This window comes from Burkholderia sp. GW821-FHT14F03, assembly GCF_058803765.1.
Genome location: NZ_JBXAPG010000018.1, coordinates 131,920 through 142,886 on the forward strand (window position 1 = coordinate 131,920; position 10,967 = coordinate 142,886).

The 10,967-nt window shown below is 67.9% G+C and carries 11 protein-coding genes; 6 read left to right on the forward strand and 5 right to left on the reverse strand.

What is annotated here, in order from left to right:
• The first annotated feature begins 115 nt into the window (after positions 1-115).
• The gene (locus AC1RQF_RS14675; protein ID WP_492872336.1) at positions 116-1,756 is read left to right on the forward strand and encodes a DUF4118 domain-containing protein; all 1,641 of its coding nucleotides are present in this window, start codon (positions 116-118) and stop codon (positions 1,754-1,756) included.
• Positions 1,753-2,487 (forward strand): response regulator, encoded by a 735-nt coding sequence (locus tag AC1RQF_RS14680; RefSeq protein WP_492872329.1) that lies wholly within the window; start codon positions 1,753-1,755, stop codon positions 2,485-2,487. Before AC1RQF_RS14675 ends, AC1RQF_RS14680 begins: the two co-directional genes overlap by 4 nt.
• A 27-nt stretch (positions 2,488-2,514) precedes the next feature.
• Here the strand turns inward: AC1RQF_RS14680 and AC1RQF_RS14685 are convergent, their stop codons facing one another.
• The 3 genes from AC1RQF_RS14685 to AC1RQF_RS14695 form a co-directional block, all read right to left on the reverse strand.
• Positions 2,515-3,819 (reverse strand): HipA domain-containing protein, encoded by a 1,305-nt coding sequence (locus tag AC1RQF_RS14685; protein WP_492872330.1) that lies wholly within the window; start codon positions 3,817-3,819, stop codon positions 2,515-2,517.
• Positions 3,809-4,093 (reverse strand): helix-turn-helix domain-containing protein, encoded by a 285-nt coding sequence (locus AC1RQF_RS14690; protein ID WP_273997101.1) that lies wholly within the window; start codon positions 4,091-4,093, stop codon positions 3,809-3,811. Before AC1RQF_RS14690 ends, AC1RQF_RS14685 begins: the two co-directional genes overlap by 11 nt.
• A 192-nt stretch (positions 4,094-4,285) precedes the next feature.
• A complete protein-coding gene (locus tag AC1RQF_RS14695) occupies positions 4,286-5,176 on the reverse strand; it encodes a LysR substrate-binding domain-containing protein (protein WP_273997100.1) in 891 nt (296 codons plus the stop codon).
• 63 nt (positions 5,177-5,239) lie between these two features.
• On the opposite strand from AC1RQF_RS14695, the gene AC1RQF_RS14700 reads away from it, so the two are divergent.
• Complete coding sequence (locus AC1RQF_RS14700) at positions 5,240-6,133, forward strand: DMT family transporter (RefSeq protein WP_492872331.1); 894 nt, start codon at positions 5,240-5,242, stop codon at positions 6,131-6,133.
• Between the two features lie 37 nt (positions 6,134-6,170).
• On the opposite strand, the gene AC1RQF_RS14705 is transcribed toward AC1RQF_RS14700, so the two are convergent.
• Positions 6,171-6,635, reverse strand: coding sequence for a GNAT family N-acetyltransferase (locus AC1RQF_RS14705; protein WP_273997098.1), 465 nt, complete (start codon positions 6,633-6,635; stop codon positions 6,171-6,173).
• Between the two features lie 285 nt (positions 6,636-6,920).
• Here AC1RQF_RS14705 and AC1RQF_RS14710 point away from each other — a divergent pair, with 285 nt between their 5' ends.
• Positions 6,921-7,133 (forward strand): hypothetical protein, encoded by a 213-nt coding sequence (locus AC1RQF_RS14710; protein ID WP_273997097.1) that lies wholly within the window; start codon positions 6,921-6,923, stop codon positions 7,131-7,133.
• A gap of 55 nt (positions 7,134-7,188) precedes the next feature.
• On the forward strand, positions 7,189-7,434 hold the full coding sequence (locus AC1RQF_RS14715) for a hypothetical protein (RefSeq protein ID WP_273997096.1): 246 nt from the start codon (positions 7,189-7,191) through the stop codon (positions 7,432-7,434).
• Between the two features lie 752 nt (positions 7,435-8,186).
• On the opposite strand, the gene AC1RQF_RS14720 is transcribed toward AC1RQF_RS14715, so the two are convergent.
• On the reverse strand, positions 8,187-9,155 hold the full coding sequence (locus AC1RQF_RS14720) for a sigma-54 interaction domain-containing protein (protein ID WP_273997095.1): 969 nt from the start codon (positions 9,153-9,155) through the stop codon (positions 8,187-8,189).
• Between the two features lie 335 nt (positions 9,156-9,490).
• Here AC1RQF_RS14720 and AC1RQF_RS14725 point away from each other — a divergent pair, with 335 nt between their 5' ends.
• The gene (locus AC1RQF_RS14725; protein ID WP_273997094.1) at positions 9,491-10,864 is read left to right on the forward strand and encodes a sigma-54-dependent transcriptional regulator; all 1,374 of its coding nucleotides are present in this window, start codon (positions 9,491-9,493) and stop codon (positions 10,862-10,864) included.
• The last annotated feature ends 103 nt before the right edge of the window (positions 10,865-10,967 follow it).

Here is a 10,967-nt window from a genome sequence, read left to right on the forward strand (position 1 = left end):
CCCCCCCCCCCCCCCCCCCCCTCCCCCCCCTCCTCCCCCCCCCCCCCCCCCCCGGGGCCGGACGGCTTTCTACTTGCCGGAACCGCGTATGAACGTGAACGAAGGGAGCCGTTGCATGGAGGACCGGCGCGCGCGCGCCGGCCGCGAGGACAGCCGCCTGCGCGCCGCCCTGCGCGCGTGTGCGGGCCTGGCGGACCGGATCGCGGGCGCGGGCCCCGAGGTCTGGCCCGCGCGCTACGTGCGCCCGCGCACCCATGCATGGCTGTCGCGGCATGCGCTGCCGCTGTTGTGGGCCACGCTCGTGTGCGCGGTCGCGACGATCGCGGCGAGCGCGCTGCTGCGCGTGTTCGACCTGTCGAACGTCGTGATGCTGTTCCTGATGACGGTCGTGCTGATCGCGTTGCGGCTCGGCCGCCTGGCGGGCGCGTGGGCCGCGCTGGTCTGCGTCGCCTGCTTCGATTTCTTCTTCGTCGAGCCGCGCCTGTCGTTCGCGGTGTCCGACACGCAATACGTGTTCACCTTCGCGCTGATGCTCGCGGTGGCGCTCGCGATCGGCCAGCTCGCGGCGCGCCTGCGCGCCGAGGCGCGCGCCGCGCGGGCCAACGAGATGCGTTCGGCGGCGCTGGCGCGCGTCGCGCATGACCTGACGGGGGCGATCGAGATCGAGCAGATCGCGGCGGTGTGCACCGGCACCATCGCGCCGCTGCTCGGCGTGCACGTCGCGCTGGTGCTGCCCGACGCCGACGACCGGCTGACGCCGCCGCGCGAGGCGTGGTTCGTCGATCCGGCGGCGGCGCGCTGGGTCTACGACCACGCGCGCGGCGCAGGGCGCGGCATGCCCGCGTTCGAGCGCTCGGTCGCGTTGTACCTGCCGTTGCAAGCGCCGATGCGCGTGCGCGGCGTGCTCGCGTTGCTCGCCGATGCGCAGCCGATCCCGATGGCTCCCGACGACCGGCGCCTGCTCGATGCGCTGTGCTCGTCGATCGCGATGGCGCTGGAGCGCGTGCACTACGTGGGCGTCGCGCAGCAGACGCTCGTCAAGATGGAAGGCGAGCGGCTGCGCCATGCACTGCTGGCCGCGGTGTCGCATGACCTGAAGACGCCGCTGACCGCGATCCGCGGGCTGGCGGAGACGCTCGAATGGCCGGAGCGACTGGCGCGGGGGCAGGCGTCGGGGCTCGCGCGCGGCATCCGCAACCAGGCCGAGGCGCTGCACGGGCTGGTCGTGAACCTGCTCGACCTCGCGCGCATGCAAAGCGAGGGCGTGCGGCTGAACCGCGAGTGGCACATGCTCGACGAGATCGTCGGCAGCGCGCTCGCGCAAGGGGCCGGCGTGCTGGCCGGGCGCGACGTGAAGGCGGATCTGCCGGCCGACCTGCCGCTGATCGACGTCGACGCGCTGCTGATCGAACGCGTGCTGATGAATCTGTTCGACAACGCCGCCAAGTATGCGGGCGCGGACGCGTCGGTCGCGGTGCGCGCGCGGGTGGCCGACGAGACCATCGTGCTGTGCGTCGAGGACGACGGGCCCGGCTTCGCGGCGCGCGACGCGGAGCGGCTGTTCGAACCGTTCGAGCGCGGCCGGCGGGAGTCGTCGATTTCCGGCGTGGGGCTCGGCCTCGCGCTGTGCAGGAGCATCGTGGCCGCGCATGGCGGGTCGATCCGCGCGCTGCCGCTCGAACCGCACGGCGCGCGTTTCGAGATCCGCCTGCCGCTGGGCACGCCACCCGCCGTCGAAGCGGAGAGCCGGACATGATCAAATCGCGCGTGCTCCTCGTCGAGGACGAGGCGGACATCCGGCGCTTCGTCAGGATGGCGCTGGAACAGGAGGGGCTCGACACCTGCGAGGCGTCGACGGCGCGCGAGGCGCGCCTGTATGCGGCGAGCAGCAAGCCCGATCTCGTGATCGTCGATCTCGGCCTGCCCGACGACGACGGCAAGACTTTCATCCGCGAGTTGCGCGACTGGTCGGCGGTGCCCGTGATCGTGCTGTCGGCGCGGCAGCAGGAAGTGGAGAAGGTCGCCGCGCTCGACGCGGGCGCGGACGACTATCTGGCGAAGCCGTTCGGCGTGCCCGAGCTGCTCGCGCGCGCACGGGCGCAGCTGCGGCGGGCGGCGAGCGTGTCGAGCGACGGACAGTCGTCGTCGGTCGTGCGGTTCGGGGAGGTGGTGGTCGATCTGGGCAGGCATGCGGTGACGCGGGGCGGCGAGCCGGTGCATCTGACGCGGCTCGAATTCCGCCTGCTCGCCGCGCTGATTCGCGGGCAGGGCGGGGTGATCGCCGCGCGGCAGCTGCTGGCCGAGGTGTGGGGCGTTCATGACGCGGAACGCGTGCATTACGTCCGGGTGTACATGACGAACCTGCGGCAGAAGCTTGAGGCGGCGCCGACGCGGCCCCGGCATCTGCTCACCGAGCTGCAGTTCGGGTATCGGCTGGTCGGGTTGGAGGCGGTGGCGGGGAGAGGTTGCTGCGTGGTGGGAGCGTGAGGTGAGTGGCATTCATGGCGATGGCGATCAAGCGCGCGTGAGCAGCAATGCGCGACTCATTTCTCCGATCGGCATCGTGATGATGGAATTCAGCAGACGGGCTTCTCCCGCATCGGGTTGTGCGATATCCCAAACTTCATCGCGGGTTGCATTGAGCATGCGGTCGAGCGGGTCGAGGAAGCGTCGTAGTTCGATTTCTGCGGCCTTGGATTTAAGACCCAGGGTATTGCCGAAAGCGACGATCGCAGCCATGTCGATCTCGGAGAACCGCATTGCATGACCGAGCGGCATAGTGAGTGCGCAATGCGGCCAATGGTCATGAGGGGGGGCGGGCCGATAGGTCGGTGAGTGATACACCACGGTACTGACGATATCGTAGAAGGGGGTGAGGCGATACCCGCGTGTGTTCACGAAGAACGATAGGTTCTTCAAATGCGCATCGCCATTGCCGACCAGAACGTTGAAGACGGTCCACCGGAAAATCGACAGACGTGTCAGCGCGCGTGTGCTGGTCTTTTCGATTGCGCGACCGAGCTGTTCGGCGTTCGTTCTCTCGTACTTGATTTCGCTGTCGTAGTTGAGCAGTTGCATCGCATCGATCGTATGTAATCGTGTTGGCGGCGTCTGCGTCGTGTCCCGATCGAATCGATCGATGATGTAGCACGCCGATGGCGCACGAAGAAAATGAACCTCGGGAACGTCGAGCCCCATTCGCTTCGCGAGCTTCATGCAGAAGAACTCGTTGATCGCCGAGTGCGGGTAGCCGGCGGCTCGCATATCGGGTTTGAGCAGATGCATGGATGGCTCGCTGCCTTCCGGCTCGAAGAGCGCGTAGTTCGGCGCTGCGCCGTCGAGAATCAGCAGCAGCTTTTGCTGCGCACCGGCTGCCGACATGCGCTTGGGGGCGGTCACGCTTAGCGGACGCTCAGGCATTGCCTGGATGCGCCGCTCGAGGTCTTCGAGAGTAAGTGGTCTCATCCCGCCATTTGCTTCTTGTTCGCCTTCCGGCAACAGCGTCAGCGCGCCGGCCGATTCACGACCGAAGTAAGCGAGCAAACCCCATGCGTCTGCGTAATCGAGCCGCGCATCGCGTGCAATCGCAGTGCGCATGCCTCGTTCCGGTAGCAGATTGTCGAAGAACCATTGCACGGGGCGATCACTTGAACGATCGACGAAGGGTTCCGGGCGCAGCGTGAAGGTTGGCGAGAGGGCATAGGCGTTCTCGAAATCGAGCCACTGTGCATCGTAGGTGAAGGACCAGATGCCGTTCTCGTCAGTGAGTGAGCCCATGCGCAGACCGTTGGCATAAGCAATCAGTGTTCTAGCTGCCACGGCTGCTCCTGCGACGTTGCGAAGCCTTGATCACAGTCTCGTTGGCGATTGCCACGGAAGACTGTGAGAAAAGACGAATGCCGAGTTCGTTCAGCAGGAAGATGACCTTGCCGATCTGTGCGGTCGGTTTGCCCGCTTCGACCTGGCTGATGAACTTTGGCGAGAGTCCCGTGGCGCTTGCCAATTCATCCCGGGTCATGTCCTGCTCGAGCCTGACCGCGCGAATCAGGTTTCCAAGATCCCACGTTGAGTTGACGGGTGCGTTGTCTGGCATTGCCCACCTCGCTTCGTATCCGATCGGGAACAGTATCGCATATTCGATGACTGGAAAGATGCTTCGTATTCGATCGGAAACGAAAGCAATCGATCGGAATTAAATTTTCCTTTTCCGTACCTGATCGTATACGGGATGACGCTTGAGAAATGGCTTGACCGCCAAGCAGGGAGCACTTTTCCTGCCACGCGCTCAACCCTCGCGCGCCGCCTCGACCATCCGCGCCATCAGCACCCGCACCTGCGGCGGCATCTCCTTGCGCGAACTCACGAAGTAATACTGCAGCGGGCTGACGACCGCGCGCGGGCTGAGCCGCACGAGCCCGCTGCGCCGCAGATGGGCCTCGGCGAGCGGGGTGCGCGCGAGCGCGATGCCGAGCCCGGCTTCGGCGGCGGCGAGCACGACGGTGTAGTCCTCGAAGCGGCGGTCCTGCTGCCGCTGCTTGAGCTGGATGCCGCACGGCGCGAACCACGCGCGCCAGCCCGACAGATCGGAGTCGTGCAGCAGCGGGTGCGCGAGCAGGTCCGCGTCCGTCGCGCCGGCCAGACGCTGCGCCAGTTCGCGGCTGGCCACCGGATACAGCGTCTCCTCCAGGAACGGCTCGGCGTGTATGCCCGGCCACGCGCCTTGCCCGTAGCGGATCGCCAGATCCGCCTCGCCGGCGTCGACGTCCACGTTGCGCGTCTCGATCTGCAACTGGATCCGCAGGCGCGGTTCGCCCTGCTCCAGCCCGGCCAGCCGCGCGAGCAGCCACAGCTTCGCGAACGACGGCAGCACGCTCAGGCGCACGACCTCGGCGCCGCGCTGCGCGCGCCATTGGTCGGCGGCGCGGTCGATGATCGCGAAGGCCTGTTCGAGCCGCGCGACGAAGCGCTGGCCGTCGGGCGTCAGCCGCACCCCGCGGCCGTGCCGCTCGAACAGCGGGAAACCGAGCCAGTTCTCGATCGAGGCGACGCGCCGGCTGATCGCGCTGTGCGTGAGGCCGGCCGCCTCGGCGGCCGCGCTGAGCGAGCCTTCATGGGCGACGATGCAAACCGTTTCGAGGTTCGCGAGCGGCGGACGTGCCGCCAAGCTGTGCTTCATGATCACATCTCACTGGCGATTTGCGCGCTAGCTTAACATCTCGCGCACTGCGATGATGGCCGCATGAATACCTCGATCTCGTCCCGTTCCCCGTCCGCGCCGTTGATTCCCGCACTTGCCGTCGCCATCACGGTGATCTCGTGGGCCAGCGCCTTTCCCTTCATCCGCATCGGTCTGCAGGGCCTGTCGCCGCTGCAGCTCGCGGCGCTGCGCTTCGCGACGGCCGCCGTGCTGATCGTCGTGTGGCTCGCGGCCCGGCGGCCGCGCCTGCCGAGCGCGCGCGACGCGCTGCGCTTCCTGCTGTGCGGCGCGATCGGCATCGCGCTGTACAACGCGTTGCTGAATACCGGCGAAAAGACCGTCAGCGCCGGCGCGGCGAGTTTCATCGCCTCGACCCTGCCGATCTTCACCGCGCTGCTCGCCACGGTGTTCCTGGGCGAACGCTTCAATCGCCGGGGCTGGGCCGGCTCGCTGTTCAGCCTCGGCGGCGTGGCCGTGATCGCCGTGGGCCAGCCGGGCGGGCTCGTGCTCGGCGCGGGCGCAAGCCTGATCCTGGCCGCCGCGCTGTGCAGCGCCGTCTATTTCGTGCTGCAAAAACCGCTGATCCCGGTGTATGGCGCGCTGCCGTGCGCCGGCTATACGTTGCTCGCCGGCGCGGTGTGGCTGTCGCCGTGGTTGCCGGGCGCGCTGGCATCGGCCGCGACGGCGAGTGCCTCGACGGTGGCCGCCGCGCTGATGCTCGGCGTGTTTCCGGCGGCGATCGGCTACGCGACCTGGACCTTCGCGCTCGGCCATTTCGGCGCGGCGCGCGCCGCGAACTTCCTGTACCTCGTGCCGGCCATCGCGACCAGCCTGTCGATCGTGCTGACGGGCGAGCGGCCCGGGCTCGCGACGCTCGTGGGCGGCCTGATGGTGATGGCGGGCGTGGTGTGCGTCGCCGTGCGCGGACGGGTGTGAAGCGGGGGCGGCGCGAGCGGCGTGTGTCGCGTCCGGGTTACACCGGGAGGCGCAGGATCGGCACGCGGCGCCCGGGAATACGCGTCGATTCGCGCTCGCCGATCGGCTCCGCGCCTAGCGAAAGATAGAACGGCACGGCGTGCGGATCAGCCTCGATCACGAAACTGCCGATGCCCTGAGCCGCCGCGCCTTCGCGCAGCGCCGCCCATAACGCGCGGGCCACGCCCTGGCCCATGTGGTCCGGATGCACGAACAGCCATCCGGGCGTCAATTGATCGGTATCGCGCACGGTCCTCACCCAGAAGCCGATGATGAAGCCGTCGCGCTCGGCGACGTAGGCGAGCGCGTGTTCGATCGTGTCCGGCGAGATCGTCAGGTCGGCTTGCCACAGATCGAGCCACGCGTCCGGATAGCCCCAGTGCGCCTTCGACAGGCGCGCGAGCGCCGTGAGCGTTTCCGCGTCCGTCGGACGGGCTGCGCGTACGGTGAACGTGGCGGACATGAGGTCTCCTTTCCGGTCGGGCGTGGCGGGCGCGCGCGCCACGCTGCGAGTGCGCCGTGCGACGCGTGTGCGTGTCGGCGGCGTGGATAAGCTGCGCGCGGAGCGTCGCGGGTTCGGCAGCGTGGCAGGCGGCGTCGGCGCGCGACGCGTCATACATGGTACGACGTGTCCTCATGGCGCAGGGGCGGGTTCATCGAACCCGCGCGGCACGAGGTTTGCTCGTATCAAGACTACGATGCGCCGGACTTCGCGTCAGGCGTTCCACCCGACGATCAAGGAGGAGCCATGTTGAGTCCGCATGAAGTGGCCGCGCTTATCCTGATTCACCAGGCGCCGGCCGAGATTTCCAACGATCGCGACGAGGTCCGCGTGCTGCTCGAACGGCGGCTCGTCTCCGTCGAACGCGGCAGTGGTGCGCCGGCGCCCGTGCTGACGCGCGATGGGCTGTCGCTGCTGCGCTGCGTGCGCGGGGTGCGGGATGCCGACGATCGGATGTGAGCGATGCGGCACGCCGCTTGCTGGCGCCATGTCGGCAGACAACTTCGGAGGTGCTATGTGTAAGGACGCTTTCCAGCCCGCATGGCGGGCGCTTCTGATCACCGCGATGGCGGCGGGTGTCGCGCTGGCGACGGGTTGTTCGAAGCGGGACGAGAACAGCGAATCGAGTTCGGCGCAGGGGCCGGCCGCGATGGCCCCGGGGTCGGCGGCCGCGCCCGCGGACAACGGCGCGGCGGCGAGCTTGCCCGGCGGCGCGAGCGCGCCTGCCGCTTCGAGCGACGCGGGTGCGAGTGGCGGGTGAATCGATCGGGCGGCGCGGGGCAAGGGGCCGCATCTTGAACCCTGACGGCAAGCCGGCCGGCCGTGGCGCATCGCGCGGGAGGGCCTGGGCCTGCTTCCGGACCGGGTAACGCTCGGCGAACGCGAGAGTTGGCGGGCGCGCGGCGTTCGCCGGCACGCCTCCCGAAGGTCGTGCTCGCGAGACACTGCGTCCGCCGAGCGCGCAGTGCCGGTCGGCGGCGTGGTCAACGCGAACATGCGCGGGCGGACGGCGACGCGTGGTTTGCGCGTCACGCGGATCCGTCGCGCAACGCATGAGGGGATCCGGATGACGAATCGTCGCGCGTGTAAAAACTATCCACGGTGTGTCATTTCGCATCGATCGAGAGCGGTCCGCGAACACGCGCTCGCGGCCGACGATGCGTGGTTGGCGCGTCAAGCGGATCCATCGCGCAACGCATGAGAGGATCCGGATGACGAATCGTCGCGCGTGTAAAAACCATCCACGGTGTGTCATTTCGCATCGATCGAGAGCGACCCGCGAACACGCGCTCGCGGCCGACGATGCGTGGTTTGCGCGTCAAGCGGATCCATCGCGCAACGCATGAGGGGATCCGGATGACGAATCGTCGCGCGTGTAAAAACCATCCGCTGCGTGTCATTTCGCATCGGTCGAGAGCGGTCCGCGTCTCGCACCCGGTGGCTCGTGCATATTCTGCTGCCGCTGCCGCACCTCCAACGCGCACGGCATCAAATCGCCGAAGCATCAGCGCATCAAGCCCCCGGCTCGCTGTCCCCCGGCTCCCGCATCAGCGCGAGCCGGTTGTACAGCGTCTTGAGGCTGATCCCGAGCGCCTTCGCGGTGCGCTGCTTGTTGCCGTCGAAATGATTCAGCGACGCGGCGATGAAGCGCTGCTGGACATGCGCGAGCGTCGCGCCGATCGGCAGGATCATCGCGTTCTTGCGGATCTCGATGCGCGGCGGCAGGCGCGGGGGCGGCATGACCTCGATCTGCTCGTTCGCGAGGATGTAGGCCCGCTCGATGGTGTTGCGCAACTCGCGGACGTTGCCCGGCCACGGATAGCCGCGCAGGCTTTTCAGCGCCTGCGGCGACAGCCGCTTGCGCGTGTGGTGACGCGCGTTCAACCCGTCGACGAAATCGCGCGCGATGTGCTCGATGTCGTCCTCGCGCTGGCGCAGCGCCGGGATGCGCAGCGCGAACACGGCGATGCGATAGAACAGGTCCTCGCGCAGCCGGCCGTCGCGGACCGACTCGCCGGGATCGTGATGGGTCGCGGCGACGATGCGCACGTCGAGCGGAATCGCCGCGGTGCCGCCGACGCGCGTGATCGCGTTCGCTTCGAGCGCGCGCAGCAGCTTGACCTGCAATGCGCGCGGCATCTCCGCGATTTCATCGAGGAAGATCGTGCCGCCGCGCGCGGCCTCGAAAAAGCCGATGTGTTGCGCGACGGCGCCCGTGAAGCTGCCTTTCTCGTGGCCGAACAGCTGCGACTCGGCGAGTTCGGGCGGAATCGCGCCGCAGTTGACCGGCACGAACGGTGCGTCGCGACGCGGGCTCAGGTCGTGCACGAGCCGCGCGGCAAGATCCTTGCCGACGCCGCTTTCGCCGACGATCAGGACACTGGCGCGGGTGGCCGATATCTTTTCCAGTTTGCCCATCAACGTTTGCATCGAATACGAATTGCCCAACAGCCGCCGGCTGTCGTTGATCTGTTTCGACATGGATCGCTCGCTGTGCGGGAGGCCGCGGGTGGCATGCGCCGCAGTGTCCGCGCAAGAAGGGGGATGCTTGATGATTGCTCAGTACTGACAAGCGTAGCGGATTCGTTCTTCAAATGAATTAAATCTCGCAATGCACCGCACACGGTCGGATAGGAATATTCGATCGAACGTTTCGGCCGGTGCACGGTTCCTATAGTGATGACGTCGCCGCCTCATGGCGTGCGTTTCGTTTTTACTGATTGGATGGCGGACAGGTCAATGTTGCCGACCGGATTCGCGTCGTGTCATCTCGCGTCGCCGTGCCTGCGAATGATGCGATCCATGAAGGAGCCACCATGCCCTACGTACTGATCGTCGAGGATGATGCCGATACGCGCGCGATGCTCGCGGCGCTCGCGCAAGCCCAGCAGCTCACGTGCGATACGGCGGCCACGCTCGAGGAAGCGCGGGCCAGAATGGTTGTGCATACACCCGATCTGGTGTTGTGCGATCTCGTGTTGCCGGATGGAAACGGCATGGACCTGTTCGACGAGCTGCCGGCCGGCGCGCATTGCGAGATGGTGCTGACCACCGGCCATGCGAGCCTGGAGACGGCGATCGACGCGCTGCGCCACGGCGCGACCGATTACCTGGTGAAACCGCTGAACATGCAGCGCCTGAACAGCATCTTCGCGCGCGTGCCGAGAACCAGCGTGCTGCATGCGGAGATCGCCGCGCTGCGCTCCGAACTCAAGCGCCTCGGGCGCTTCGGCCGCATGCTCGGCAGCGCGCCGCCGATGCAGGCGATGTACGACGCGATCGGCCGAGTGGCCGTGACCGAGGCGTCGGTGTTGCTGACGGGCGAGTCGGGCACCGGCAAGGAGCTGGTCGCGCAGACCATCCACGACCTGAGCCTGCGTCGGCGCGGGCCGTTCCTCGCGATCAATTGCGGCGCGATCGCGGCGAACCTGGTCGAGAGCGAGATGTTCGGCCACGACCGCGGCAGCTTCACGGGCGCGGAGCGCCAGCACAAGGGTTTCTTCGAACGGGCGGACGGCGGCACGCTGTTCCTCGACGAGGTGACCGAGATGCCCGTCGAGTCGCAGGTGAAGCTGCTGCGCGTACTCGAGACCGGCCGCGTGACGCGGCTTGGCTCCGCACGCGAGATCGACGTCGATGTGCGGATCGTCGCCGCGACCAACCGCGATCCCGAGGCGGCAATGGAGGCCGGCAAGCTGCGCGCCGACCTGTATCACCGGATCAACGTGTTTCCGATCGCGCTGCCGCCCTTGCGCGCGCGCGGCGACGACATCCCGATGCTCGCGCAGGCCTTCCTGCAGAGGCTCAACGAGGACAGCGGCCGCGCGATGCGGTTCGCGCCGGCCGCGCTCGATGCGCTGAGAACCTATGCATGGCCCGGCAACGTGCGCGAGCTGCGCAACCTCGTGCAGCGCGCGAGCATCTTCAACGACGACGACGTGATCGCTTCGCTGCCGCCGCCGATCATGACGGAGGCCTCGGTGTCGGGCGACGCCCAGGCCGACGCCGAACGCGTGACGGTATCGTTCGGCACGACGCTGGAGGAGGTCGACCGGCGCATCATCCTCGGTACGCTCGCGAAGTGCGGCGGCGTGAAGGCGCAGGCCGCGGAGGTGCTCGACGTCAGCCTCAAGACGATCTACAACCGGCTCGCGCAGATGGCCGACGGAGACGACAAACCGAATGACTGAGACGCATGGCGCTTCGTTTGCCCGGCGCGCCGGCTTGCCGCCGGCGCCGCCGGATCCGCGCGCGCGGCTGCCGGGCGCGGCGCGGCGGCGCGCGCCCGAAGGC

Bases quoted from the DNA above. Each gene is read 5' to 3' on its own strand.
- AC1RQF_RS14680 (WP_492872329.1), top strand. From the start codon at position 1,753: ATGATCAAATCGCGCGTGCTCCTCGTCGAGGACGAGGCGGACATCCGG.
- AC1RQF_RS14700 (WP_492872331.1), top strand. From the start codon at position 5,240: ATGAATACCTCGATCTCGTCCCGTTCCCCGTCCGCGCCGTTGATTCCC.
- AC1RQF_RS14725 (WP_273997094.1), top strand. From the start codon at position 9,491: ATGCCCTACGTACTGATCGTCGAGGATGATGCCGATACGCGCGCGATG.
- AC1RQF_RS14695 (WP_273997100.1), bottom strand. From the start codon at position 5,176: ATGAAGCACAGCTTGGCGGCACGTCCGCCGCTCGCGAACCTCGAAACG.
- AC1RQF_RS14690 (WP_273997101.1), bottom strand. From the start codon at position 4,093: ATGCCAGACAACGCACCCGTCAACTCAACGTGGGATCTTGGAAACCTG.
- AC1RQF_RS14675 (WP_492872336.1), top strand. From the start codon at position 116: ATGGAGGACCGGCGCGCGCGCGCCGGCCGCGAGGACAGCCGCCTGCGC.
- AC1RQF_RS14720 (WP_273997095.1), bottom strand. From the start codon at position 9,155: ATGTCGAAACAGATCAACGACAGCCGGCGGCTGTTGGGCAATTCGTAT.
- AC1RQF_RS14705 (WP_273997098.1), bottom strand. From the start codon at position 6,635: ATGTCCGCCACGTTCACCGTACGCGCAGCCCGTCCGACGGACGCGGAA.
- AC1RQF_RS14710 (WP_273997097.1), top strand. From the start codon at position 6,921: ATGTTGAGTCCGCATGAAGTGGCCGCGCTTATCCTGATTCACCAGGCG.
- AC1RQF_RS14715 (WP_273997096.1), top strand. From the start codon at position 7,189: ATGTGTAAGGACGCTTTCCAGCCCGCATGGCGGGCGCTTCTGATCACC.